Origin of the sequence: Mycetohabitans sp. B8, assembly GCF_021991875.1 — a bacterium.
In the GTDB taxonomy this organism is placed as follows: domain Bacteria; phylum Pseudomonadota; class Gammaproteobacteria; order Burkholderiales; family Burkholderiaceae; genus Mycetohabitans.
This window is the reverse complement of sequence record NZ_JAHLKR010000018.1, coordinates 107,313-132,993: the sequence shown is the minus strand read 5'-3', so window position 1 is coordinate 132,993 and position 25,681 is coordinate 107,313. Positions and strand designations below refer to the sequence as shown.

At 58.6% G+C, this 25,681-nt stretch carries 16 protein-coding genes and 7 pseudogenes; 15 read left to right on the top strand and 8 right to left on the bottom strand.

What is annotated here, in order from left to right; translation table 11 throughout:
* Nucleotides 1–47: 47 nt before the first annotated feature.
* Nucleotides 48–742 (top strand): annotated as a pseudogene (locus KQH60_RS10010) (error-prone DNA polymerase); the annotation flags it as partial.
* 314 nt (nt 743–1,056) lie between these two features.
* Nucleotides 1,057–1,761, top strand: coding sequence for a hypothetical protein (locus tag KQH60_RS10005; protein ID WP_237576308.1), 705 nt, complete (start codon nt 1,057–1,059; stop codon nt 1,759–1,761).
* Nucleotides 1,762–1,895: 134 nt separating this feature from the next.
* Here the strand turns inward: KQH60_RS10005 and KQH60_RS10000 are convergent, their stop codons facing one another.
* Entirely contained in the window at nt 1,896–3,494 is a 1,599-nt protein-coding gene (locus KQH60_RS10000) for a hypothetical protein (RefSeq protein WP_237576307.1), read from the bottom strand.
* A gap of 1,234 nt (nt 3,495–4,728) precedes the next feature.
* Between KQH60_RS10000 and KQH60_RS09995 the strand changes: the two genes are divergently transcribed.
* A complete protein-coding gene (locus KQH60_RS09995) occupies nt 4,729–6,084 on the top strand; it encodes a hypothetical protein (RefSeq protein ID WP_237576306.1) in 1,356 nt (451 codons plus the stop codon).
* Between the two features lie 104 nt (nt 6,085–6,188).
* Here the strand turns inward: KQH60_RS09995 and KQH60_RS09990 are convergent.
* Nucleotides 6,189–7,197, bottom strand: a pseudogene (locus tag KQH60_RS09990) (LysR family transcriptional regulator).
* A 92-nt stretch (nt 7,198–7,289) separates the two neighbouring features.
* Between KQH60_RS09990 and KQH60_RS09985 the strand changes: the two are divergent.
* The gene (locus KQH60_RS09985) at nt 7,290–8,960 is read left to right on the top strand and encodes a DUF1254 domain-containing protein (protein WP_237576305.1); all 1,671 of its coding nucleotides are present in this window, start codon (nt 7,290–7,292) and stop codon (nt 8,958–8,960) included.
* Between the two features lie 225 nt (nt 8,961–9,185).
* Here KQH60_RS09985 and KQH60_RS09980 read toward each other — a convergent pair whose 3' ends face one another.
* From KQH60_RS09980 to KQH60_RS09965, 4 genes and pseudogenes are all read right to left on the bottom strand, one after another.
* Nucleotides 9,186–9,419: a hypothetical protein gene (locus tag KQH60_RS09980; protein WP_237576304.1), complete on the bottom strand. Its 234-nt coding sequence runs from the start codon at nt 9,417–9,419 to the stop codon at nt 9,186–9,188.
* 104 nt (nt 9,420–9,523) lie between these two features.
* Nucleotides 9,524–9,862, bottom strand: a pseudogene (locus tag KQH60_RS09975) (glycosyltransferase); the annotation flags it as partial.
* A 30-nt stretch (nt 9,863–9,892) separates the two neighbouring features.
* Nucleotides 9,893–10,301, bottom strand: a pseudogene (locus tag KQH60_RS09970) (hypothetical protein); the annotation flags it as partial.
* A 99-nt stretch (nt 10,302–10,400) separates the two neighbouring features.
* Nucleotides 10,401–12,446, bottom strand: a complete 2,046-nt coding sequence (locus KQH60_RS09965) for a sigma-54-dependent Fis family transcriptional regulator (protein ID WP_237576302.1) — start codon at nt 12,444–12,446, stop codon at nt 10,401–10,403.
* Between the two features lie 476 nt (nt 12,447–12,922).
* Here KQH60_RS09965 and KQH60_RS09960 point away from each other — a divergent pair, with 476 nt between their 5' ends.
* From KQH60_RS09960 to KQH60_RS09925, 8 genes and pseudogenes are all read left to right on the top strand, one after another.
* Entirely contained in the window at nt 12,923–13,984 is a 1,062-nt protein-coding gene (locus KQH60_RS09960) for an NAD(+)/NADH kinase (protein WP_237576301.1), read from the top strand.
* A gap of 27 nt (nt 13,985–14,011) precedes the next feature.
* Nucleotides 14,012–14,995, top strand: coding sequence for a thiamine pyrophosphate-dependent dehydrogenase E1 component subunit alpha (locus KQH60_RS09955; protein ID WP_237576300.1), 984 nt, complete (start codon nt 14,012–14,014; stop codon nt 14,993–14,995).
* 133 nt (nt 14,996–15,128) lie between these two features.
* The gene (locus tag KQH60_RS09950) at nt 15,129–16,133 is read left to right on the top strand and encodes an alpha-ketoacid dehydrogenase subunit beta (RefSeq protein WP_237576299.1); all 1,005 of its coding nucleotides are present in this window, start codon (nt 15,129–15,131) and stop codon (nt 16,131–16,133) included.
* A gap of 3 nt (nt 16,134–16,136) precedes the next feature.
* Entirely contained in the window at nt 16,137–17,249 is a 1,113-nt protein-coding gene (locus KQH60_RS09945) for an acetoin dehydrogenase dihydrolipoyllysine-residue acetyltransferase subunit (RefSeq protein WP_237576298.1), read from the top strand.
* A gap of 2 nt (nt 17,250–17,251) precedes the next feature.
* A complete protein-coding gene (gene lipA / locus KQH60_RS09940; RefSeq protein ID WP_237576297.1) occupies nt 17,252–18,235 on the top strand; it encodes a lipoyl synthase in 984 nt (327 codons plus the stop codon).
* A gap of 921 nt (nt 18,236–19,156) precedes the next feature.
* A pseudogene (locus tag KQH60_RS09935) lies at nt 19,157–19,822 on the top strand (lytic polysaccharide monooxygenase); the annotation flags it as partial.
* A 1,168-nt stretch (nt 19,823–20,990) separates the two neighbouring features.
* Entirely contained in the window at nt 20,991–22,157 is a 1,167-nt protein-coding gene (locus KQH60_RS09930) for an SDR family oxidoreductase (protein WP_237576296.1), read from the top strand.
* A 14-nt stretch (nt 22,158–22,171) separates the two neighbouring features.
* Entirely contained in the window at nt 22,172–22,348 is a 177-nt protein-coding gene (locus tag KQH60_RS09925; protein WP_237576295.1) for a hypothetical protein, read from the top strand.
* Nucleotides 22,349–22,500: 152 nt separating this feature from the next.
* Here KQH60_RS09925 and KQH60_RS15065 read toward each other — a convergent pair.
* A pseudogene (locus KQH60_RS15065) lies at nt 22,501–22,708 on the bottom strand (response regulator transcription factor); the annotation flags it as partial.
* Nucleotides 22,709–22,883: 175 nt separating this feature from the next.
* Here KQH60_RS15065 and KQH60_RS09915 point away from each other — a divergent pair.
* Nucleotides 22,884–23,078: a YbdD/YjiX family protein gene (locus KQH60_RS09915; protein ID WP_237576293.1), complete on the top strand. Its 195-nt coding sequence runs from the start codon at nt 22,884–22,886 to the stop codon at nt 23,076–23,078.
* 281 nt (nt 23,079–23,359) lie between these two features.
* On the opposite strand, the gene KQH60_RS09910 is transcribed toward KQH60_RS09915, so the two are convergent.
* Nucleotides 23,360–24,031 carry a hypothetical protein gene (locus KQH60_RS09910; RefSeq protein ID WP_237576292.1) on the bottom strand — a complete coding sequence of 224 codons (672 nt, stop codon included), beginning with the start codon at nt 24,029–24,031 and terminating at the stop codon, nt 23,360–23,362.
* A gap of 385 nt (nt 24,032–24,416) precedes the next feature.
* On the opposite strand from KQH60_RS09910, the pseudogene KQH60_RS09905 reads away from it, so the two are divergent.
* Together KQH60_RS09905 and KQH60_RS09900 are read left to right on the top strand one after the other, a co-directional pair.
* Nucleotides 24,417–24,613 (top strand): annotated as a pseudogene (locus tag KQH60_RS09905) (integrase core domain-containing protein); the annotation flags it as partial.
* A 125-nt stretch (nt 24,614–24,738) separates the two neighbouring features.
* Nucleotides 24,739–25,656, top strand: a complete 918-nt coding sequence (locus tag KQH60_RS09900; protein ID WP_237576291.1) for a LysR substrate-binding domain-containing protein — start codon at nt 24,739–24,741, stop codon at nt 25,654–25,656.
* Nucleotides 25,657–25,681 lie beyond the last annotated feature (25 nt).

The window sequence follows — 25,681 nt, the reverse complement described above, 5'->3', positions numbered from 1 at the left end:
GACCATAATGATCATTATGGTTGAAATCAGGCATGGTGTCGAGCATCCAATCGGCCTTCACGCAGATCCGGGGTTTTGGCGAGTATGGCTTCCCCGAAAGTCATGCGGCTAGCTTCGCGCTGCTCGTGTACGCGAGCGCGTGGCTTAAATGCCATGCGCCGGCCGCGTTTCTGTGCGCGCTGCTCAGCAGTCAACCGATGGACTTTTATACGCCATCACAATTGGTGCACGACGCGCGCCGGCATGGTGTTAAGGTGCTGCCGGCGGACGTGATCGTGAGCGACTGGGACAGCACGCTGCAAGGACAAGGCCCGGACGCGCCGGTGCGGCTGGGCCTGTCGCTGATTCGCGGCTGTGGCACGCGCTCGCCGTGGTGCCTAAAGGATCTGCTGCATGCAGCTAGCGATGACGATGCGACACCGGCACTCGCGCCGCTCACGGAAGGATAAGCGATCGCGTACGACTATCGCGCGCTGGGCCTGACGCTCAGGCGACATCCGCTCGCACTGCTGCGCGCGCGTGCTGTTTTTGTGACGCTTGAAGACGAAACCGGCCACACAAACGTGATCATTTGGCCATCGCCGTTGGAGCGTCACGCAAGGAAGCGTTCGGCGCCTCGCTGCTTGCCGTGTATGGCGTCTGGCAACGGCACGGGCAGGTGACCCATTTAGTCGCTCAGCGACTGGTGGATTTGTCGCATTTACTAGGTTCACTGATGACAACAAGTCGCAACTTTTGTTGATACAGCACGGGTGATGATTGCCGTGCGCATGGGCGCTGGACATCGGCCCACTGAAGGAAAAGACGCGCAGCGTTATTCGTGGGCGTGTATGCCGACGCAGCGCAGCACAAACTGCGCATCGTTGTGTATGGCTTCGTCTATGAACGTGCCGGAGCGCAAACGCAACCTTATATTGAATTGCAGTCACGTGTCGGTGGGCAATCGCAAGGCCCGAAGGCGGTTCGTGTGCGGGGGGTGCGGATTTGGGTTGGTGAGAAATTGGCTATGTCGTCCCGAATCCAACCACGGAATGGAAAGCCAATTTTGGAGCAATCGTGAAACTACCTGGCATCGGTAACGTTTATAACTTCTCATTAAAAACAAAAAATGGCTGGAAAGAAATCCAGAAAAATAGCAGTGTTGCAGCCAAAAAAGGGCAGAATCTTATTCTTGATAATATACGACCTTTGGGTGCCAATAAGGATGCCAAGGCGCGTTGGAGCATTTCTGCCAGCCCAAAGCCAATGAATCCGGCTGCTGCGCCGAGAAAAAACAATATTGATTTTCCCAGGCTAGTAAATAATGTTTGGCCACACAAAGCTAGTAGCTCTACGCCTCTAAAGGGAATCAACGATAAACTAAAAGGCTCCTTGAGTGGGACAAAAATAGCCAATAGTTTTTTTAAAAAAACTAGCGCTGTACCAGTTAGAGATGGCGATGCTTTGCACACGAAAGCAAACAATTTGCTTGGTCGGCTCAAAAATGCAGAGGATGCTGTTAATAGATCACGCCGCGATATCAGTAGAAACGGAAGGCGCAGTAATATTGAAAATCGGGATAAACTAGATACAAGATTAAACGAGGTCTACATGGATGCCATATCGGCAATTAATCTATCAAAAGATAGGATCCACAAAATTATGCAAGTGAATCCTTTCCAGAGAAACAGTTCCCTGCCTAAGTTGGGGTTATATAAAAATCAATACAATGATTTAAAAAAGAGCTTGATAGTATTGAGTTGGAGATTCAATCTAGGCTGAAAATAAATAAAAAAATAATCGACGATTTGTCTAATCCATGATGTTTTTGCATAATGCCGTGAGTCATTAATAGGCGAGCTGCATGGTAAGGCTATGTCAGCCTTTCCCATCCGTCTCGCCACGACTGCCGTATCTCATTGCCGGCGTAGCCGCGCCTTGATCCAATCGAAGATTGGACGGCGACGGCGCTCGCTATCTGCGGGGTCAGGTGCCTTCCGTTGACTCGGATCGTCCCACCATGTCAGTGGTGATGGGTCAGGGTCGAGGTTAAGTAGTGGGTCGGAAGCCAATTTGGCTCGTTCCTCGCGGATGCGAGCCTGTATGGGTAAAAACAGCTGTTCCTGCTTGCCCAAATTCTTATTAAGAAACTTTAAGTCTAACCACCGCTCAAGGTCTAGGAGAAGTCTTTCGCGTGTCAGCGGCCGAACGTCGCGACCCAAATCGAGGACACGTTCCAGTATCTCTGGAGAATAAGTATGCGCTAAGTTGTCCTTGTATGTAATACCCCAAATGATAGCGTCGAACTGGTCTTTATCCAGGCTTTTACCGCTGGACGCTCTGTCAAAGGTATTGAGCGCCAGCGTTAGTGCAAACTCGGGATTATTACCCTCGGCCAGTTTACCGAACGCAGCGAGCAGCCCTGCAAGGATCGGCTCTTGGTCCGAGAGATCCAACATGGGTAGGATTTCGTACTTCCATTGTTGCAACCTTCGGTTCTGTTCGCCGGCGCTCAAGCCGATCATCGCTTCGGGCAATCCCGATAAAGCTTCGCCTTTGCCGACCGGCAGTCGAATGGCCGCGTTCAGCATGGAGTCGTAGGTCGCTCGGCGTGTGTGTTCAGGCAGCCATCGGATCGCCGTAGCCAGTGCCTTTCGGGGTCTAGATTGTAGAGTCACCGGAAGCGCTTCGACATAACCAAGCAAACGCTGATGTCGCTCCAGCACCAAGTTTCGATCTAGACAATGAAGCATGAACAACTGGTCGGCAAGTCGCGTGCTTAATGCCTCTCGGCCGATGTCATCCAACCGTGCCATTTCGTTCAGCAGTCGATCAAATCGCGTTGCCAACTCGGGTCTTGGTTTATAGGGTTTGCCATGCATGGCTGCCCAAGTCTGCTCCCCGGTCCAATGAGAAGAGTCCAGTTGCAGCGCGAGGAATGGCAATATTTCGCGCCGCTTAATTAAAGGACTTTCGATCGTGCGGCTGAAAATTTCATCGAACACCGCAATCATCGACTCAGCCGGCACAACATGATAGGAGCCCAGCCCTCCATGGCTCAGTACATAATAGTCAGATCCAAAATGATCGATCATCTTGTCTTGCAGTGCCTTACTGTTTGGGATTTTTAGCACCTCAGCAAAGATGTGAGCAAATGCTTCTGTCTGACCAAGGCGAGGAAATCGATTGATTCCGGACATGGCCAGCTTGTCCAGGGCTTGCGATAATGCGTATGGGTCCGCAACCTCCCTGCGCAACCCGTCCAAAAGCTCACGCAATGCTTCTATGCAGGCTTCCCTTTCGATGTCCTTCTTACGCAACGTCTTTAAGAACGCTTGAACGCGCTCCATAGGCGCCATGCCAGAAGAATTAGCTGGCGCCTGCCGCTGAGCCGTACTGGGGTCCCCGACGCTGAAAAAACCGCTCGGGGGCGAGTTGCCAGTACCGTGCGAGTCGATGGACGCATAGATGGCGACGTTGTGCGAGTTTGGCGGTGGCGTGGTATTGAAATCCATACTAGATGTATCGAGAATGAAAAAAAGCGTAAGGTCGCAATGCCACTCAGGCAGAGGCGAGTAGGAGTGCGCCGACTATATAACGCGCGGGTGAACGGTTTTCCGAACCATTGCTGATCAGGCATGTACAAAGTCGTTTTTAATGGCTTTGTTGCATCAGCACAATAAGATAGAATTCCGGGCCGCCAAGGCGCCGGTAGGCGCGACTATGGTGCGGTCAAAAACGGCTCGTCCGCTGGCTGTGGCCACGGTATCAAAACCTTGTGCTACTCGCTAGACGTGATCTTGTTATTTGGAAGGGCGGCGCTAACCTGGCCGTGCTGCAAGCGCTAAACGCTAAGCGGTCCGCGCGCATCCAACGCCTAAACACTCACAAGGGCATTGCCTAGACGACTGAGGCACAATTTTGTTTACAAGCGAGGTCAGTCGCCATCCCTGCACACGACTGGAAGACATATGCAAGGCCGTGAGGTCGAAGCGGCCAAGCCGTGCCCACGGCGTCAAGACTTCGAGTCAGCCATTGGGCTGGTTGTGGCCCAGATAACGCACTCCTCTTCTCCATGTTGAGCGCTATTACGCCCATTGTCGGATAGTACGCTCCGCTTTGCCCAGTAGGTGAAGCGTTCGCTGTCGAGCGCAACGCGTTTCACGTGCCATTCAAATGACGAGGGCATATAGCCCGTATTCTAGATGGGCGATCGCTCAATCCATTTCAACGAGCCGGCCTTGGCGGACACGCTGGCAGGCATCCACCAGGCGGAGCGAACTATGGCAATCTACCTAGGCATATCGACAATGCTTGCCAATAGCCTGTCACATTAGGCGTGTGAACGTTCTCATACACGGTGTGCGTCCGCACCGCGACGGGCCGTATGCGTTACGGCTACTGCAAAATTCACGTGCTTCTGCAGCGTGAGAGCGACCCGGCCAGCAGGAAGGGGGTGTACAAACTGTGCCGCGGGCAAGAGTTACCGCTTCGATACAAGCCTAACCGCACGTGACACGCCCAGACAAATCAGGCTGCAAGTGAAAGTGACTAAGGCCAATGATGCGTGGACCCTCGACTTCATTGTGGCTCCGGCGCGCAGCGGCCAACGGGGCGCTGGCATTGACATCACGTTACCCGATAAAAGCTTAGAAACCGCTGCTTATTAATATGCCAATCTGCTTGCTTTTGGCTAACCTGCTGCACTGCATCGCTTCGCAGTGCGTCTATATATTACTGAGCTGAACGATGGACTTTGATTTAAATGCCGCTTTAAACGACTCCCGCGCGTTCATCTGTGCGTCGGAGGCTTATCCGCAACCCACCGCGTTGGTGCCATCGCCACTGAGGCCGCCAAGTGGCGTTTTAGTTAACCTACCGGTCAAGCGGCCTACGACGTACTACGAACTGCCGCTCGAATTGATTGCGCGGATCGGTGACTACGTGCCCGTTCAAGACGTGAGGAATTTTGCAGCAGTCGATCGTCGTACCTACCATGCACTGCAGAGCCGGCGGCGAATCTACAGCTATTGGCAACGGGCGAGCCAGGCCGTGAGCCTTGCGTCAGTCAAACAGCTGCTGGAGGAGATGGGCGGCACGCTCAGCGAGCCGGCGCAGCACATTGAACCGATTGAAGCGTTGCGCCAGCGTCTGCAAGCGCTGCCGGAAGCTGACCAAGTCGAGGCCTTTAAGCGATTGTTCATGGCGGCGGATCGCATCCCGAAAGAAGGAGTGCAGATACAAAAGGCAATGACTGCCATGCTGAGCAGCTTTTCCGATGACGAGCAATTCGAATTATTCGACTTTGTTATGGCCATGGCGCAAAAGCGTGGGCCGGATGACGAAAATGTTTGGCCGGAGCTTGCAGATCAGCTTACGTGCTTCCCGGGTGGTGCACCTGAATACCTTGAGGGCTACGAGGCACTTCTAGCCCAGCTTCCCTATTTGAGCGATGCTCGGCAAGCTGAGCTCATTACAGTGTTATCGACAATGTTGTGCGATTTCGATGAGGCTGACGGCTATCCAAGCACAAAAATCTCTGAACTCTATGCGATATTACGAGAACGGGTGCTACAGCTGTCCCCGTCTCATCAAGGCGCACCGGTTGGTGCGATGGCGGCTGCTGCATTGGCGCTGCCAGAAACAGAGCAAGTTATCCGCTATGCGGAGATGCGCAACTTGGCGATATCACTGCCAGATGAACAATGGGGGATTGCACTATACCGTTTGCCGGCTGGCTTTACTGTGTTGCCATTAGATCGATATGCTGAAGAATTTCAGCTGTTGGAGCTGAGTCTTGAGCGCGTGCCACTTGCGCAGCGCGTGCAAGCGGCGAGCGGGCTGCTCGATCGTGTCTGTCATATGGATAACATGCTCGCAAAGCGAGTGTGGCAGCGGGCGCTAGGTTTGCTGGATGGCGCTGAAGAGGCGAAATTATTTGACTTTCTCAACGAAATTAAAGCGATGGGCGTGACATCCGCATTAGACGAGGGTCAATGGAAAATTGCCGTGGACAGTATGATGTCATTTATGGAGCGTAATCGATTCTCTGAACAGGCACGTGCGCGGTTCATTGAAAGTGTGCCATCGCTGAGAAGTTATTGATATTCATACAATTTGCTGTTTTCCATGACTTGTTATGCACGTCGCCGCGAAGCGGCGCGCGTGCGGCGACGGCCATTGCGGTGGGCTGCCGCGCGATGGTGGGGCTACAGTACCAGCTCGCCCTCGCTTTCGCCGATCTCGGCTCGACGCAGCGGTTGCGCGCTCACCGTGGCCACCGTTGGCGCGCAACGCTTCTCCGCATCCTCCTGGCCGGACAGCAGCGGGCAACGCCCAAACATTTCGGCGATCCAATCGACGAACACCCGCACCTTCGGCGACAAGTGCCGGTTGTGCGGGTAGACAACGGAGATCGGCATCGGCTGCGTCTTCCACTGCGAGAGCACTTCCTTTAACTGCCCCGACTAAAGGTACGGCAGCGCCATGAACCGGGCCGGCTGGATTATGCCGAAGCCGTTGATGCCGCAGTTCAGATAAGCATCCGCATCATTGACCGCGACTGCGCCCTTCATCTTCACGTTCACTGGCTTGCCATCGACGAGGAAATTTCAGTCGAGGATCCGGCCGGTGCGGCTCGAAAAGTAGTTGACCGCGTAGTGGTTTCCCAATTCTTCCAGCGTGCGCGGTTCGCCGTGCCGTTCCAAGTACTCGGGGCTGGCGCAGGTCACGCCCTGGAACACGCCGACCCGGCGCGCGACGAGCGTCGAGTCCTGCAGCGTGCCGACGCGGATCACCACGTCGATGCCCTCCTGGATCAGGTCCACCGGCTTGTCGCCAAGTCCGACCATCAATTCGATGTCCGGATAGCGAGTATGGAATTCACACAGCCGTGGTAGTACCACCAACCTGCCAATCGAATCCGGCATGTCCACGCGCAACTTGCCGCGCGGATTGCGCGCTCCTTCATGGAACGATTGTTCCGTCTCGGCGATATCGGCGAGGATGCGCACACATCTTTCGTAATACGCGGCGCCGTCCGGTGTCAGATTCAATCGCCGCGTCGTATGTTGTAGCAGCCGCATGCCAAGAAACGCTTCGAGATTCTGAATGATCGTCGTAACCGACGCACGGGGCATGTTCAGCGTGTCGGCGGCGCGAAAAGCTGTTGCTTTCGACGACCCTGGTAAACACTTGCATGGCTTGTAGGCGGTCCATTTCGCTCACCGTGGTTAGCTTTGCAGCATCGGCGCGAAGCCGAACCGATTGTTCGGATGCGCTGATGGGTGTCGTCCATGGGTAGGTGCAGTATGGGTTGGCCAATTGACAAGAGCCAGCCGCATGGCAACAATCTTGTCGCGGTTCATAGTGTGCAATCGGCCGAGGACTACGGCCGCAGGCCGCAGCGCGGGGTCCGGGGCGGAATGGGCCGCATCGGGTGGTCTGCGAATAACAAATACGAGGCAATCCTGATGATGCAACTCAAGTCGCTGCCGCATGCGTCGCGCGTCGTCGCATGCGTGCCTACTCTTGTTTCATATTGGGGCGTATTGGCCGCCGCCGTGCTGACCATCGGCTGCGCGGGGCCCTCGCCGTCGGGCGCGAGCAATGCCGGCTGGACGGCGACAGCGGTCGCCGATTCATATGTGTTCGGCTATCCACTGGTGGTGATGGACGTGCTGCGCGAGGCGCAGACGGCGACGCGTCCGGTCAACCAACTCTATACGGGGACGTCCGGTGAGCCGGACTTTGTCAGCAGCGGGTGGCTGGATCTCGGCCCTGAGCCGCTCGTGCTGTCGCTGCCTGGCGCGCATGGCCGCTACACACTGGTGCAGGCCAATGACATGTGGACCAACGTCGCCGTGTCGGCCGGCACCCGCACGAGCGGCTCTCACGCGCAAACCATCGCGTTTGTCGGACCAGGCTGGACGGGCAGCTTGCCGCCTGGCGTCGCACGCGTGGAATCGCCGACCCGTTATCTAATGCTTCGCGTGGTGGAAGCGGGCGCGGCGCGCAGCACCGCACGGTCGCACAAGCCGAATGCAACTCCACGGGTTGCGCCACTGACCGCGTGGCTGGGCAAGCACGGCGCTGTACCGTCGTCGGTGTTCGCCCGCGTTTCGCCGTCGCCGGCCGGCACGTCCACAGGCAGTCGCATGGCCGGTAGCGCCGCGCGTGGCGCGTACCGCCCGGCCGAGGACGACTCGAGCGTTGCCGCTGCACTCGCCCGCGTCGACCAGATGGACGCCCAGACCTTCTTTAACCGCTTGTCCGCGGCGCTGGTCGATAGCCCGCCGGTGGCGGACGTGGACGATCATGCGCTGCAGATGCTCAAGCAGCTCGGTATCGTGCCGGGCCAGCCTCCCGCACTGTCGCCCGCATTGGCAAAGGCGCTTGCGGCCGGTATCGAACAGGGCAGGGCACGCGTGCGTAGCGTGCCCCCGAACGGTGTCGTGGCGGCGAACGGATGGCGGTGGTTCGAAGACGATGTGGGCAGCTATGGACAGGACTATGCGTATCGCGCATACGTTGCTACGGTGGTGCCCGGCGCGGGCCTGACGGAGGATGTGTTGACGCCGGTCGCCGATGTGGACCGCGACAACCGCCCGCTATCGGGAAGGAACGGCTACGTGATGCATTTTGCGCGTAACCAGTTGCCCGTCTCGGCCGGCGGCTGGACGCTCGTCGCGGAGCCGTTGGATGACGACGGAGCCGGCGACGTCGGCGCATCATCCGGCGGCGACGCGCGTGGGCTGGAGTGGCGCAACCGCCATGCCGTGCTGACCCACCGCGATCACTTAGTGCGCAACCGGGACGGGTCGATTGACATCATCGTGCAGCCGACTGCGCCGGCGCGCCCCGCCGCAGCGAACTGGCTCGTATCGCCGACCGGCCGTTTCAGGATGGTCATGCGGATCTATGGCCCGAGTGCGGTGATGCGCCGCTCGAACTGGCGGCCGCCGGCATTGGATCGCCAGTAGCCAAACCAGTGCCGCGAGCGTGGCCCGGCTTGCGGGTGGCGTCAGGATGGCGCTGGGCCGCCGATTACTCCATCAAACTTTTATAAGCTCGACACAGTGCAACTGGCCTACGCGACTTGCGCTCGCCGATAATGCCAGGGGCACTCGATCGTCGGTAGCGTCAGATCGGCCTTCGATTCGCCATCGCGCGAGCCGGCTCGTCGCACCGATAGGCCGAACGTCACCTCATGCCGCCTTGAGCCGGTGCTGTGTATCAATCCACAATTTTCCCCAGCGCAATGCGTACGCGGTGGCCTGTTCGGCCTCGAAAAAATAGTCAAGCGCCTCGAAATGCTCCACGCGCGACCGTGCGCCATGCTGCTGGTTTTCAAGGTCGAGATTGGCGGCATACAGGCCGTTGCCCAGCGGCTGTGCGCTGGGCACTATCGTGTAGCCCTTGTAACTGCGGCATATCCCCATGGGTATCTTGCAAGCTAGCGTGATGCCTATAGCATACGCCGGGCAAAATTGGCCGCGAACGAATCAATAGCGTAATTGATATGAAGACGGCTGTTCAAAGCTGGTCAGGCTACTCTGGCAGTCGGCACGGCCCGTCTGGATGCGAGGATCGCATCGACGTACGCCTTCAGCCTCGCGTTACTTGCGTCGATGCCGTAATGCTGTGCTCGCTGGCGAGCACGTCCGGCGAGCCCGGCGCGCAGCGCGGGGTCGGTCAGCACCGTGTGTATCGCGCCTACCATCGCGTCGATGTCACCGACCGGAACGAGGATGCCGGCACGGCCGCCATCGAGGATTTCGCTGGGCCCGGTCGGGCAGTCGGTTGCGATAATCGGCCTGCCCAGCGCGACGCCCTCGAGCAGCACCATCGGCATGCCGTCGTAGCGCGAACTCAGTACGTTCGCGCGCGAGCGCTCATGCTGCTGAGCAAAACTTTATGCGCACAAAGCTTGCGTAGGAGCCCGCGATCGATGGTGATGTCGAGGAGGGATGTTCGGGAAATGCGGATGCTCGTGCGTGATCGGCTCGTGGCGGAGAGGATGGCTATGCGACACTAGTCCGTCCCAGTCGAAACCATGTCTATGCAGAGAATGGGCATCGTGGCGAAGTTGGTGCAGGTGCTCGACGTCCTCGTGCGTGTGGACATGTTCACGGCAGTCCTTCGGGTGAAGCCTTACCCTGATTGCCATCAATGCCACCGCCCACTCGCATTGCCCTAGTGGCATCGCGGGCCAAAGCGCGAGCGACAATACGACGCCGAACAGCGGTGCCACGAAACAGCGGTGCCGCCAAGAAATAGGCGCCGGCGCAGGCCATGCCCAGGTTGCGCAATGCGACGACGAATGAGGCTGTCGACGATCCAGCCTAAGCATGCCGCCACCCGGCGAGGCGCGCGACGCAGGTGCTCGGCTAAATGACAGGATACCGCACGTTTGGGGGGATCTATGCGGCCGGCAGCCGGTGGGGTGGGACGATGCCCAGCTTGGCGATGCGCCGGTACAGCGTCGCGCGCGATATGCCGAGTGCCTGCGCCGCCGGAATGGGGCGCCACTGATTCCGCGTCAGCGCAGCAACGATACGTTCGCGCTCGTCGGTCAGTGACGCTAGCGCCACCGGCGGCGTCGCTGATGAGCCCAGCTCGGATGCGATTTCGGCCGGCAGATGGCGCCATTCGACCCGGTTGGTGTCGGCCACGGCGCATGCGTAGCGCAATGCGTGGCGTAGTTGCCGCACATTGCCGGGCCACGGATGATGGCACAGGCGTTCAAGCATCGCGGGATCGAGCACCAGCCTATGCGGCACGGCGCGCGCTTCGTCGTCGAAAACCGCTTGTATCAGTTCGCGAATGTCAGTGCGCTCGCGAAGCGGCGGCAGCCGTAGTACCGCGCCGCAAAGACGGTAGTACAGATCTTCGCGGAACGTGCGTTGCGCGACCATTGCGTCCAGGTCGCGGTGTGTCGCGCAAATCACGTTCACGTCGACGCGGGTCGCCGTCTCGGCGCCCAACGGTAGTATCTCGCCGTCGGCCAGTACACGCAGCAGCCGCGTTTGTAGCGACAGCGGCATGTCGCCGATCTCATCTAGGAACAGCGTGCCGCCATGCGCGAGCGCGATCTTGCCGCGCGTGCCTTTGCTGCGTGCGCCCGTGAAGGCGCCGGCCGCATACCCAAACAACTCGCTTTCGATCAGCGACTCGGGCAGCGCACCGCAGTTGACCGCCACGAAGGGTTGCTGGCATCGGAGACCCGACTCATGAATCGCGCGCGCGAAGACCTCTTTGCCGCAGCCGCTTTCCCCGAGAATCATGATCGGCAGGCGCCGCTGTGCGACGCGCAGTGCAATGCTCGCCGCCTGGGCGACCCGCCGGTCCTGGCTCTGCGCGAAGGCCCTTAGTGGTCCAGCGCCGGCCGGCGAATCGGACAGCCGACCGGCTGACATACCGGATGGGTCGGGCGCCCAATGATCGGGCGTCAGCACGCCGCGCAACGGTGACGCAAGCCGTGCTGACGCCACTGGCCTGGCAGCACGCGCTGAAGTCAAGATGCCCGCCGCGTGCCCGCGCCGTTGCGGTCTACGGATGCGCGCATACAGGAGCGTACCCGACGCGCATAGCCGCAACGGCAGCACGTCATGCAGGTTCGACGCATCGAGTATGCGTGCAAGCGGCACGTCGAACAAGTCAGCCAGGTGGCCACGGGCGTCGCCGGTGAGCCCTGGAATGGTCTCGCGAGCGTGGGCGTTGGCCGCAACAAGGTTGCCGCCCTCGTCGAACGCGATCAGCACTTCCGGCCACATCTCGACGAAGTGCCGGTTGAGGTGGCCGAACAGGATCCAATGGTGGGTGGTCTGGTTCAGGAAGTAGGCGTCCTCGATCAATCGGGCGTTTTGTCGTACCAATTGATAGATTAATCTCTGGCTGTCGCGATTGTCCGGCGAGCGGACCGCCGACGCATCGAGCACGCCGATTAGACACCCGTCCGGCGCGAAGATCGGCGCCGCGCTGCACGTAAGCGTGGTGAACGCGGCGCGGAAATGATCCGTCTTATGCACGGTGATCGGGGCTAGGTCGGCGAGCACGTTAGCGATGCCGCACGTGCCTTCCTCTTGTTCAGACCAACACGATCCGATGTGCAAGCCCGCATGCTTGAAGTCCGCGCGACGATCGCGGTCGATCCGATAGTCGATCGTCACGCCATGTGCATTAGTTAGTAATACACAATAGTCTGTGGTGCGGACCGTCTCATGCAGCCTGGTCAGGCACTGGCCCGATGCACGCAAAAATGCCTCTTCGCGCTCGCGCAACTCGCGCAGTTCGCTAGCGGTCACGACGCGCGGCCCTACGCGCGAGGACGGATCGAGCCGGTACCGCTCGAGCGAACGTTGCCAAGACGAAACAAGGCGCGACGATTCGTTGTTGAGCGGTGCGTTGCGACTTTCGATCGCACTGTGTACGCGCTTGGTGTGCTGGTTGGATGGAACGTACGGCATCGCGAACTCCGGCAAAGGACCTGCAGCTTGAGCCGTTTTTAGCACATTCATTGCCTTCGGCACACGTTGCACTGCAACACACCCAGTGACGTGAGACGATCGTCTCATCAGGCAGTGCTACGCGTCTCACGCTCATCTACGCATGTTGCGCTGGCGCGTCAACTTGCCTTGCCCTCGTCGCAGCAGACTTGTCCCGGCTTGACGCTGTCACGCTGTGCCGCCCGTCGATGCGCACGTGCGCATACGGACGGTGACGCATTGAGACAGCCAGATAGACGCATAGCGTGGCGCCACCGCGCGTGCGGTTTCTTCCTATGGGCCGCGCAGCCCCATTGCGATGAGCTCGCGCGGCTGGCGTGAACGTGGCTCGCTCACATTGGCATGCACATTGCAGTAACAGTGCCTGCCAGCAACGTGTCCGCTCATGCTGATGAGCGGTAACGCCGGGCGGCAACGCCAGGCAAGGAGACAATGCCGTGCCAAATACCGTTCCGGTGGTCGGTATCATCGCCAATCCTGCATCCGGCCGCGATATTCGTCGCCTGACCACGCATGCGTCGGTGTTCCCGACTGCCGAAAAAGCGAACATGGTGGTCAGGCTACTTGCAGGGCTGGGTGCGTTGGGCGTGCGTCGTGTAGTGACGCTGCGGGACAAGACGGGTGTCGCGGCGCTCGTGTTGCGCGCTGTGCAGACGCAGGCGGCCCTGGACGGACGCGAGCGGTGGCCGCAGGTGGAGTTCGTCGACCTGCCGATGACGCAGAGCGTGGCCGACACGCATGCGGGTGTAGCTTACATGGTCGAGCGCGGTGTATCGCTGATCGCCGTGCTGGGTGGCGATGGTACCCATCGCGCGGTGGCCATGCATTGCCGCGACGTGCCGCTGCTCACGTTGTCCACCGGCACTAACAATAGCTTCCCAGATTTGCGCGAGGCGACCGTGGCGGGCCTGGCCGGTGCCCTGATCGCGACCGGCGCGGTTCCCCCGGATGCGGCGCTGTCGCGCAACAAACGCCTCGTAGTGCGCTGTGTGTCTGGGCGCAAGCGCGGACATGAGGAGATTGCGCTGGTTGACCTATGCGTGAGTCGGCAGCGCTTCATCGGCGCGCGTGCGATATCCGATCCATCCGACATTCACGCCTTGTTCCTGACTTTTGCCGCCGTCGATGCCATTGGCCTGTCGTCGATTGGTGCGGCGTGGGCGCCGGTGGCCCGCACTGCGCCGCATGGCTTGCAAATGACATTTGCCGATGCGCCGCCAACTGGCGTGCCGCTGGTCGCGCCCATCGCGCCGGGCCAAATCGGCACCGTGTGGATGACTGACTGTGAGCGGCTAGAAGCTGGCCAGCAGGTCACGCTTGACGTCGGTTACGGCACCCTGGCGTTCGACGGCGAGCGCGAGATCGAAATTGAAAAAGGCGAAACCTATGTCGTTTCGCTCGACTGGGAGGGGCCGCTGACGGTCGATGTCGAGCGAACCCTGCGTTTCAGCGCGGCGCGGCAATTCCTGCGTGAACGTGCAGTAGCGTTGTTCAACTAGTACGAGCCACCCATAGGAGGTACAACCATGTCCATATCGAGCCAGCTTACTCGCGAGACATTGCTCGATGCGTACCGGTCGATGCGTACGATCCGCGAGTTCGAGGAGCGTTTGCACGTCGAGTTCGCGACCGGTGAGATCCCGGGCTTCGTTCACCTTTATGCGGGCGAGGAAGCGTCCGCGGTCGGCACGATGATGCACCTGAACGACATCGATTATGTGGCGACGACGCACCGTGGCCACGGTCATTGCATTGCCAAGGGCGTCGACGTGCACGGCATGATGGCTGAGATCTACGGCCGCCGCACCGGCGTTTGCCGGGGCAAAGGCGGCTCGATGCACATCGCCGACTTGTCGCGTGGCATGTTGGGCGCGAACGGCATCGTTGGCGCGGGTGCACCGCTGGTATGCGGTGCCGCGCTGGCCGCCAAGTTCAAGAAGACCGGCGGTGTCGGCGTTTGCTTCTTCGGTGACGGCGCGTCCAACCAGGGTGTGATCTTCGAATCGATGAATCTGGCTTCGGTCTGGCGGCTGCCGGCCATTTTTGTGGCTGAAAACAACGGATACGCTGAAGCGACATCGGCATCGTGGTCCGTCGCGGCCGACAACATTGCTGACCGCGCCAACGGCTTTGGCATGCCCGGCGTGATCGTGGACGGATTCGATTTCTTCGCCGTGTACGAGGCGCTGGGTGAAGCCATCAGCCGCGCGCGCAACGGCGGCGGCCCGACGTTGGTCGAGGTCAAGCTCACGCGCTACTACGGGCACTTCGAGGGCGACGCGCAGACGTACCGGGAACCAGGCGAAGTGCAGAAGGCCCGGGAAGAAAAGGACTGCTTAACGTATTTCGAGGAGCGCGTGGTACGCAGCGAGCTGATCCGAGTGGATGAGTTGCGCGCGATCGATGAGCGCGTCAAGGCGCTGATTGACGACGCGGTGCGCAGCGCGAAGGCCGCTGCGTTGCCGACCGAAGCGGACTTGCTGAGCGACGTTTACGTCGCCTATCCGTGAGGTGGGCGGTAATGGATGCGATGCGAATCGGGACGATGCACCGTCAGACGTCGCGGCACGATGCGAGAAGTGACGCGCGGCGTGCGCGTGCCGCGCTCCGATCAAATTCGAAACTAGCTACCAGGAGACGGACATGGCCAGGAAGATCACTTATCAACAAGCCATAAACGAGGCGTTGAGCCAAGAGATGGCGCGCGACGAAAACGTCATCGTGATGGGTGAGGACAACGCCGGCGGCGCGGGCTCGCCCGGCGAGCAGGATGCGTGGGGAGGCGTGCTCGGGGTGACCAAGGGGCTGTTCCATCGATACCCTGGGCGGGTGCTCGACACACCGCTGTCCGAGGGCGGGTTCATTGGCGCAGCGGTTGGCGCTGCGGCGTGCGGCATGCGGCCGGTCGCCGAACTGATGTTTATTGACTTCATGGGAGTGTGCTTCGACCAGATATTTAACCAGGCGGCCAAGTTTCGCTACATGTTTGGTGGCAAGGCGGTCACCCCGGTGGTGATCCGCACGATGCAGGGTGCGGGGCTGCGTGCTGCCGCCCAACACTCGCAAATGCTCACGTCGCTATTTACGCATGTGCCCGGGCTGAAGGTGGTATGTCCGTCCACACCCTATGACGCGAAAGGGCTGCTGATCCAGTCGATCCGTGATGACGACCCGGTGATTTTCTGCGAGCACAAGCTGTTGTACAGCCGAGAAGGAGACGTGCCGGAGGAGTCTTATGCGATTCCGTTTGGCGAGGCCAACGTGGTGCGCGACGGCGACGATGTGACGATCATCACCTATGGACGGATGGTGCATCAGTCGGTGGAGGCAGCCAACGCGCTGGCCAGGCAAGGCATCGACGTCGAAGTGATCGACTTACGCACGACGTCACCGCTGGACGAGGAAACGATCCTGGAAAGCGCGTCGCGCACCGGTCGGGTCGTGGTCGTCGATGAGGCCAACCCCCGTTGCTCGGTGGCGACCGACATTGCCGCGCTCATCGTGCAGCGCGCATTCAAATCGCTCAAGGCACAGATCGAGTTGGTTACCGCACCGCATACGCCAGTCCCGTTTGCCGGCGTGCTGGAGGACATGTACATCCCGTCGTCCGAGAAGATCGCGGCGGCCGTTATCAAGGTAAGGAGCTGATCGATGCCGATCCACATGATTAAGATGCCCAAGTGGGGGCTGTCGATGGAGCAGGGCCAGGTCAACGGGTGGCTCAAGCAGATCGGCGACAAGGTATCCAAGGGCGATGAGTTGCTTGACGTGGAGACAGAGAAAATTTCCTCTGGTGTGGAATGCGCAGTTGACGGCGTGCTGCGCCGGCAGATTGCTGTTGAAGGCGAAACGCTGCCGGTCGGTGCCTTGCTGGCGGTGGTGGCGGATGCCGACGTGAGCGATGCCCAAATCGACGAAGCTGTCGCAGCGTTCCAGCGCGATTTTGTGCCCGCAGCGGCCGATGCGGCTGACACGGGACCACAGCCGCACAAGCGCATTGTCGGCTCGCATACGATCCGCTACTTGAAGCAGGGCGATGGCGGCGTTCCAGTGTTGCTGATCCATGGGTTCGGCGGTGACCTGAACAACTGGCTGTTCAATCACGCCGAGTTGGCGGCGCGCCGCGCGGTATGGGCGCTGGACCTGCCGGGGCACGGGGAGTCGAGCAAGCCGCTGAAAGCCGGCACATTGGACGAGCTTGCCCAGTATGTGTGTGTGTTCATGCGCGAAGAGGGGATCGAGCGTGCGCACCTGGTGGGCCATTCGATGGGTGGCGCTGTTGCGCTGCAGATCGCCAGCGTGGAGCCGCAGCGAGTCGCGTCGCTGGCGCTGATCGCCAGTGCCGGGCTAGGCCGCGAGATCGACGCGGATTACATTGACGGGTTCGTGGCCGGGACCAGCCGCAATACGCTCAAGCCGCACCTGCTGAAGCTGTTCGCAGACCCCGCACTGGTCACCCGCCAATTGATCGAGGACATCGTCAAGTACAAGCGTCTGGACGGCGTGAACGAGACGCTTGCCAAAATCGCTGCGGCGATGTTCGGCGACGGTGTCCAGCAACACGTGTATCGTGACCGGCTCGCCGAGTTGGCGCCGCGCACGCTGGTGCTTTGGGGCAGCGAGGACCGCATCATTCCGTCGCTGCATGCACAGGGGCTGCCTGCGGGCGTGCAGTCGCATGTCCTCGAAGGCAAGGGGCACATGGTGCAGATGGAGGCGGCTGCCGAGGTCAACCAGGTGTTGAACGCGTTCTTCGGAGACTGAAGATGGGAACGGTGACGCCGTACCGAAGCCTGACCGCGCTCGGGCAGCGCGGCGCGCGCAGTCACGACAAGCTCGCTCGCATCCCGGTGAAGGTCGTGTATCCGGACGGTGCGCCGTTGCCTAAGCCGGCATGGCTGCGGGCGCGGCCGATGATGAGCGAAGCCGTCGCCCATGTGGCCGCGGTGCTGCGTGAGCACGGCCTGCATTCAGTATGTGAGGAAGCAATGTGCCCGAACATCGGCGAATGCTTCGCCCAGCGCAGTGCGACGTTCATGGTGATGGGCGGCATTTGCACGCGCCGGTGCCCGTTTTGTGACGTCGCCCATGGCCGGCCACCGCCGCTGGATGAGCAGGAACCGGCGAGATTGGCCGATGCAGCGGCCGTACTCGGTTTGCGCTACGTCGTCGTGACCTCTGTGGATCGCGACGACTTGCGCGATGGCGGTGCGGGACACTTCGCGCGCTGCGTGCAGGCATTGCGCGCACGCGTGCCGGGCGTGGGCGTGGAAATCCTGACGCCGGATTTCCGTGGCAGGGCCCCTCGAGCACTGGACGCACTGTCGATGTCGTGGCCGGATGTGTTCAACCACAACATCGAAACGGTTCCTTCGCTGTATCGTGTCGCGCGACCGGGCGCCGATTATGCCGGATCGCTGGCGTTGCTTGCACAGGTTAAGATGCGTCACCCGGCGTTGCTGACCAAGTCAGGCCTAATGCTCGGCCTCGGCGAGCGTGACGACGAAGTCATGGCGACGCTGCGGGACTTGCGCCGGCACGGCGTGGACATCATGACGATCGGGCAGTATCTGGCACCGTCGCCGGGGCATTTGCCGGTGAAGCGCTACGTGAGTCCCGCAGCGTTCGATGCGTTGCGCACGACGGCAATGGAACTCGGTTTCCGGCAGGTGATCGCCGGGCCGTTGGTGCGCTCCTCGTATCACGCGGCGCAAGCTGTGCAGGGCGTCGAGCTAGTCGAGTCTAGCTAGTCGAGTCTATCTAGCGCAGCGTTGGCTGCCGTCGGCGCGTGGACGGGTTCTCAATATCGCACCCGTATCGTCGCGCCGGTTGGCGGCGCGAACGGGTGTATTGCCGCCAATGACTAGCGGGACGTTGTCGGTGCATGTCACGGCGGCAAGCCGTCGTGGGGTGATGCCGCAGAGCAAAGCGAATTGTTCAGCGCCGACTATTGAGTTGGCTGGCCAGCCACGGGCGCTTCCATTGCGGTAGTCGCAGCATGAACGTCATCGAATGCGCTGGCGAGGTTGGAATCCGTGGCCCATTTGGGTTTCGTCTTGAGTAAATCGTAGCTGTTTGACGAGTTTTGCGTGCTATTCATCACGAGAAGGCCGCACGCGTGCGTGCGCGACCCGTGCATGCTTGTCGACTTATGAAAATTTCTTGCGAAATTAATATACCTAGTCTACAGTGAGTTCCAACGCAAGTCGCAAACTTACTATATTTAGTGAAGTGATTCGATGGAGTTGCTTCGATGCGTAGCCGCCTAGAAGAAAAACGGTTTATTGGCTGAAAAATCGCAAAGCGCCAAGAGACTGATAGCGAGCACGAAAGAGTGAGCGACACGGAAAACGCGGCTGGAACAACGTATCGAGTGACCGGCATCACTCAGCGTGTTTAAGTCAGCTTGCGTGGAGCCAGCGGCAAACGGGCAAGGAGCGAATCGGCGTATCCGGTAGGTATGTCGGTTGGCTGTTGCAATAGTGTTAGGTGCTGTAGTGATCGGCCTAACTATTTGGGAGCGGGTGCGGTACAAGCTGAATTTTTATCTCAAGGAGAAAGCGATGAAAAAGATGAGAAGAAATTTGGGGCGTTCTAACCTGGGCTGGCGTGCGACTTGGCTATGGTTAGCGGGGATCGCAGGCATAAGCGGCGTGGTACAGGAAGTGAGCGCGCACGGCGCGGTAGGCTTTCCAATCGCCCGACAGTATCAATGCCATTTGGACGGAGGCTATTGGTCGTCACCCGACGGCTCCGGCATTCCGAACGCTGATTGCCTGGCTGCCTATCGCGCAGGTGACAACAGTGCTTACCCGTTTGTGCAGTGGAACGAACTCTCCGCCAATCCAAGGAATCCCGAGGATTTTGACGAGATTAAACGGGCCGTGCCCGACGGGCTATTATGCGCGGGAGGCGACCCGCGCAAGCAGGGACTGGACCGTGCACCAACGACCCTTTGGCGTAAAACCAAAATTACCCCCAAAAATGGTGCTATAGAGCTGACCTGGGAAAATACGACAGCGCATAATCCTTCACACATGCGTGTATTTATCTCCAAGCCCTCATATGATCCGACTCGGCCATTAAGCTGGTCTGATCTTGAACTGATTTACGATGCGCCCGCTCCGGTCCCGGTGCCAGCTAATGGCACAGGCCACTTGCCGAATGTACAGTCATTTTATAAACTCAACGTTCCTATTCCGGGAAATCGTATAGGCGATGCGATTCTTTATAGCTACTGGCAACGTATAGATGCAGGCAACGAGGGTTTTTTCAATTGCAGTGATGTAACGATCGTGCGTGAGTGAGCAAGCACGCACGCCAGCGTTGAAGTGGGTTGAGCTGGCGCTCTTTGAGCGTCCAGCTCCGCGCTTAAGGCTGACGAGCAGGCGCACGTTCGCATGATGGGTAAAAGCGCTTTAACTCGTCCAGGTCGCCCCCAACGTTGATTAGCGTTGGACGCACGCATGAAGCAACGCCGCCGCAGTTAGGAACAGCGGCGTCCTCAATATTCGCTTGGCACGCTTGCTGCGCTCAGTTCAGTCCTTTCAAGAAGGTCATGACGTCTTGCGGCGTGATCCGATATTTGCCGTTCGGTCTAGTAATCAATCTGCACGGGTATCGAATGCCTATGCAAATCTCGGATTATGTTCCCTCTATGCTTGAGTGATGGCGTCAGGTGATTGCACAGAATTGAAAAGCGGCAGTGGATGGGCCCCTTTCGTGTAACTATGCTACGCGGGCTTTTGCCGATCGGCATAGCCGGTTTGGGGATGGATACCGTGTGACCGTAAGCGCAAGATCGGCGTTTCTCCTACGGCGTCTGACAGACGCTGACTTTGGACTTATTGGGTCATCAATAAGCAATTTGCCCACGCTTATACAGCAAGGCTCGGAAGCTGAGTCAGCCACCTGGGTTCCACGCACGTTATCGCTCATTTTGGGCGGTGTGTCGGGCGCGACGACCGCCGCACCGCTGAACAGTTATTTGAGCAGTCTGATCGGCTAGCGCAATATCTTTCTGATCACTGGCGCTGGGTGCATTGGCGCTAGGCTGGCAATGAGCGAGTCTGCCGGCGATGCCGGCGCTAGGTCTGTCAAAGCCGCGCACGCTCGTGTACGTGCTAATGCGGCCCGGTGTGGGCATTGGGGTCCTGGCGACGACGCTCGTGTTCACAAGGCAGTTTGCGCTCTTTATGTTGGCTGTTGCAGTCATTGCGATCGCCTACGCATCCCCCGCTTCGTCCGGACGCAAGCGTGACGCCTACAGTCCGGTGATTTCGTCGTCCACGCGTTAATGGCCGATAGTGATGGCCAGCGCTCGACCTGCAACAGCGTGAGGCCAAGGTGACGACCCGCCAGCTGAAACAGGGATGTGTCAGCCGCCGGGCCATTGGATGCTGCGGACAAAGTTTCGCATTGCAGCGCGCAGCGTCGCGCTTTGCTGCGTCCGAACGTCGTGGCTGGGTGAAATTTGGTTTATGCCAGCCACATAGGACATGCATCATGCAGCGGTTTTATAGCAAAAAGCAGGTGTTAATTACCGGTGCCACCGGATTCATCGGATCCGTGCTGCTGCGCACGCTACTGGAAAAACTACCTGACATCGGCCGCATCTACTGCTTGTATAGAAAGCAGCCAGGGGCCAGCCATCCGAAGGTCGTGTGGATTAACGGGGACGTGACACAACCTGCATGGGGCTTAGACTGCGATACGGTGCAGGCATTGGCCCGCGACGTGCACGTTATCTTCCATTTGGCGGCATACACCCGTTGGGATGTCGGTTTATCCGCGCAAGTCGCTGCCAATACACTGCCCGTCCTGGAAGGCGCGGCCCTTGCGTCGCAGTTCAGCAAGCTGCATGCTTACGTCGTCACGTCCAGTTACTGGGCGGCGCTGCATCTGCGCACGCCGCGGATCGCGGAAACGGTGTTTCAGGACTATTCCGCCGAACAGGAACTGAGGGCCGTGCTGGCCGGAGACGAGGCACGCGTGCGCGAATGGCCGAACGCCTATTCATACGCGAAAAATCTCGCCGAGCGGCTGCTGCACGAGCGCTATCCCGGCTTGCCAGTCCTACTGGCGCGTGTCACGTCAGCGTGCGGTGCATGGGCGTTTCCGGCACGTGGTTTTTGCCGTTTTGACAACGCGTTACCCGCGCTGTTGAAGGCGATCGCGCGAGGTGTACGCGTCTTTCCTGACTCGGCAAGAACGGCCGTGAACGATTCGATTCCGGTCGACCTGTGCGCGAATCTGCTACTCACCAATGCGGCAGCGGATCCACCCAATGGCTTTTCAGTGATTCACTGCGCGTCCGCCGCGCGCAACATGCCGCCGCTCGGTGATGTCATTTCAAGGGCAGGCGAGATAACGTATGTGCGTGATCGCGCCGAACTCGATGCCGAATTGGCCAAGCTCGGTGACAAGCGGCTCGCGGCACTCAATAGAACACTACTCGAGGCCTACCGCTTCGCATTCGACGACGCAACGGTATTCCTCGATCATCATGCCCGCCGCCCGCTCGCATGGATGGACGATGAGATACGAACTCGGTTTCCGATGGACGTGGAAACCATCGAATGGCCAATGCTGATCGATGCAATGCTTGCGCAACTGCCGCTCAACAGCAGTTCCCGAACTGGCCATCGTACCGACACTGCTGGCGCGCTGTAGCCGCACCGAGGTGCTTGACCGGCCGGTTCGGCCGCGGTTTCAGTCGAGCGAACCGGGTCAGCATGCGCGCGTTCTACCTGGCTTGGCTGCTAGAGCAGATTTGCCAGACACCGTTTGGCCAATCTGCTGGCGCGCAGGCAGCGCTACAGGATCATGTGGACTGGCCGTCGGATACATCCGACCGGCGCTGATTGTGCCCACAGACAGCCATCGGGTATCAATCGCCAAAATCCAATGCGATGTCGATGGCCTGTCCGACCTTGAGTTGCGTGTCGCCAGCGTCGATGATGATCGCGTTTTGGCCAAACGTCAGCGCGTCGTCCAAGCGTGGATTCGCGCGGTAGCCGCGCATGGCGACATCGGTGAGCACCAACTCCGGCACGGCTCGTGGGATCACATCCGGCGAGCCAGTCGAGCGCCTCTTCTATGCTGCCGGCTTCGCCGACGACCATCAGATTAGGTTGCATTGCTAGGCGCATCTGCATGCCGTCGCGCACGAGCGGATGGTCATCGACCAGCAGGATGCGCGCCGTTGCCGATGTTGGGTTTATGCCGTCGCCTGCCCTTCACGCGCGGCGCCATAAGGCACTGCGATAATGATACGCGTGCCCCGTGCGCCGGTGCTGACGTCAAATGCGCCACCGACTGCATCCATGCGTTCGGCCATGTTGCGCAGGCCGACCCCGCGGTGCGGGTCGTGCTGGACCGCGTTGAGTGAAGGACACTATGCTCGAGCAGATTAGCACGATGGGGCGTTATCTTGGGCAGGCGATGCGGCTGATGGTCGGCGTGCCCGACTCTCCGACCTATTTGCAGCACATGGCGAAAGCCCACCCGGAGCGCACGCTGATGGGCTACGAAGCGTTTTTCAGGGAACGGCAGCAGACGCGCTACGGCGGCAAGCTTGGCAAGTGCTGCTGATCGACCCTCGCGGGTTTCGCTTGTCCCGCGATGTCATTGCATGTCCGGGCGCGGCCAGTCGTGGTTGGCGGCCATTATCGTCCTATCAATCCAATCGGGGGCAGACATGAAGGCATGGCAGGTGACATCGGGTCGCGGCATCGCCGCGCTGGAGCGTGTTGAACTGGCAGCACGCTCGCCAGGGCCGAGGCCAGTCGTGGTTGGCATCCGTGCAGCGGCGCAATGCGCTACGGACAATGTTCGACGGGAGGCGTGATACGCGCTTTGTCCAGCACATGATATCAACCCGTGTCAGCCAATGCTAATGTGCGAGGCCGGCGTCCTGCTTCGCGTTCGGCCAAGTAATTGGGCTGATAATGTTGACACGGCTTTTGAACGAATTTTCCGTTGCAATAGAAAAAATACCCCGTTACAGGTACCCAATCTTCATGGTGCGACCAATCGATTTGTATCCCAATCGGATTGATTCCCCAATCGATCCCGATATGGCGCGATGGCCATGTTGCACTTCTTTCCAGATGGATGCCTTTCATACAGCTTTCTACAAGCAAGGAAAAGACGGGCTCTGCGGCGTCATCTTTTATACGCAACACATAAAGGACGCCTTCATTTCCTGAAGAACAATATTGGTTCGGACGTCGGTTGGAGCGGTGGTTGATCACCGTGAGGACGTATTCTTCTCCGTCGATCACCCTTGAATGCGTTGTGGGAAACGTGCAGCTCGATGCGGTTAGCAATGTTTTGCGTAAAAATATTGGTGTCCGAAGTACCATTCGCTGACTGCCGTTATCCTTTAGTATTGTTAGCTCATTGTCAATGTACCGGAGAATACTGCCGTTACGAAGGTCGACGTGTTCCGGCGAATCATATTGGTAGGCGTATGCTGAGATGCTAAATCCGTATAAAATATGGGCGAGAAATACTCGGGTTGTCATTTTCAAACTATTTAGCATGCTTAATCCTAAGTATTGCTAAAAAATTAAATATATTAATAATTTGATGTACTTGCCGGACCTCGTCAAGGAGATCGGTGGTTCGCTCGCAACGCCAGCAGAGGGTGTCTGTCGGCACGAGCCGCCGTCTGTTTTAAAGCAAAAAATGCTGCGATCGAGATGAAAATGTAATTGACAAAAAGCATTTCGACCATTGAATATTTGGATGCCGACTGTTGAGTAACAGAAAACTATCCAATCCATGAAAGAGCATGTCCCATGATGCAGGAACTATTAGCGTTCGATGCTGTTAGTAGGTACACAAGCCTTACTCAAACCGCAAGCTTCTTATCCATTACCGCCAGTGGCGTAAGTAAGAGTGTTTCCGCGTTGAAGGCTTTCGGACGCCAATGGCGTGACGTTGAAGTTGATCCAGCCGGCAAGCCGACGCAGAATCGTACATCGGATCGTTCAACGACAAGTTCCGTGGCAATGTCTCAACGAGCACGGGTCCACGACGCTGGCCCATGCCCGGGCAATCGCCGCGGCAGGCGTCATCACTATAATGGGGAGTTGCCACACAGCGCACTAAGCTACCCCGCGCTTGGAAAATTGAGCGGCCCCTTGTGGCTCTTTTTGAGTGATCTTTTAGTTAAAGTTGACTCAATCACTCGCAACCAGTGAATATTTGAGCGTTCAAGTTTGAGTGACAGGAAATAAATAGGCCAATGAAGAGAGCATGCCCGACCATCCAAGAGTTGCTTGCATTCGATGCAGTTGCCAAGTATGAAAGTTTTACACGTGCAGCTAACGTACTGTGCGTTACGGTCAGTGGAGTCAGTAAGCAAATTGCCAGCTTAGAATCTTTCGTGGGGCGCCCTTTGCTTCAAAAAGCGGGACGTGGAGTCACATTGACCGATGTAGGGCGGGAGTATTGGGGAAAGATATCTCCAAGCCTGCGTATTATTGAATCTGCAACCTTTGAAGCCAGGTTAGACGAGTCTAGCGCAGGTGTAATAACCTTAGCTAGCGTACCCACCTTTTTAACAAAGTGGCTTATCCCGCGGTTACCCAGCTTCAGCAAGCTTCATCCTGGCGTCACCTTCAGTTTTAGCCAGCATCTCAGGCTGGACGACGCGCAGCCAGCTGACATTGATGCGGCTATCCGTTTTGGCGCAGGTAATTGGCCATCCGTCGTCTCTAATTACATTGCAGGCAAAGAGTTCATCTGTATCTACGCTGCCAAGCTGGAGCAACAACTAGGCCACTCCCTTAAACAGAGCGACTTATTAAAGCAGACGCTACTACACCACGAAGAAGCGCCTTTTGCCTGGCGGCAGTGGGCAACGCATTGGAACATAGACGAAACAAGTACGCTTTCAGGTCCGCGCTTTACGCAATATTCCGCCATAATCCAGGCAGTCGTGAACGGTCTAGGGGTAGGCCTCGTGCCGCGGATTCTTGTAGAAGAAGAACTGGCGCAAGGCATCTTGCTGCAATTGGGCCCCGTGCTGGAATTTAACCTAGGACATTACCTGTGCTTCAATCCAAACCGGATAAACCGACCAATATTTGCAGCGTTTCACTCTTGGATGCTTACGCTCGGCAAAGCAGAACAGCCATGTTACAACGTTCCCGTGGCATAAGCCAATGGCGGCGGCGTCACCCCCG

Excerpts from the sequence above, each read along its gene's own strand:
- KQH60_RS10000 (WP_237576307.1), bottom strand. The coding sequence starts at position 3,494 with ATGGATTTCAATACCACGCCACCGCCAAACTCGCACAACGTCGCCATC.
- KQH60_RS09995 (WP_237576306.1), top strand. The coding sequence starts at position 4,729 with ATGGACTTTGATTTAAATGCCGCTTTAAACGACTCCCGCGCGTTCATC.
- KQH60_RS09985 (WP_237576305.1), top strand. The coding sequence starts at position 7,290 with ATGGGTTGGCCAATTGACAAGAGCCAGCCGCATGGCAACAATCTTGTC.
- KQH60_RS09980 (WP_237576304.1), bottom strand. The coding sequence starts at position 9,419 with ATGGGGATATGCCGCAGTTACAAGGGCTACACGATAGTGCCCAGCGCA.
- KQH60_RS09965 (WP_237576302.1), bottom strand. The coding sequence starts at position 12,446 with ATGCCGTACGTTCCATCCAACCAGCACACCAAGCGCGTACACAGTGCG.
- KQH60_RS09955 (WP_237576300.1), top strand. The coding sequence starts at position 14,012 with ATGTCCATATCGAGCCAGCTTACTCGCGAGACATTGCTCGATGCGTAC.
- KQH60_RS09950 (WP_237576299.1), top strand. The coding sequence starts at position 15,129 with ATGGCCAGGAAGATCACTTATCAACAAGCCATAAACGAGGCGTTGAGC.
- KQH60_RS09945 (WP_237576298.1), top strand. The coding sequence starts at position 16,137 with ATGCCGATCCACATGATTAAGATGCCCAAGTGGGGGCTGTCGATGGAG.
- lipA (WP_237576297.1), top strand. The coding sequence starts at position 17,252 with ATGGGAACGGTGACGCCGTACCGAAGCCTGACCGCGCTCGGGCAGCGC.
- KQH60_RS09930 (WP_237576296.1), top strand. The coding sequence starts at position 20,991 with ATGCAGCGGTTTTATAGCAAAAAGCAGGTGTTAATTACCGGTGCCACC.
- KQH60_RS09915 (WP_237576293.1), top strand. The coding sequence starts at position 22,884 with ATGCTCGAGCAGATTAGCACGATGGGGCGTTATCTTGGGCAGGCGATG.
- KQH60_RS09910 (WP_237576292.1), bottom strand. The coding sequence starts at position 24,031 with ATGCTAAATAGTTTGAAAATGACAACCCGAGTATTTCTCGCCCATATT.
- KQH60_RS09900 (WP_237576291.1), top strand. The coding sequence starts at position 24,739 with ATGAAGAGAGCATGCCCGACCATCCAAGAGTTGCTTGCATTCGATGCA.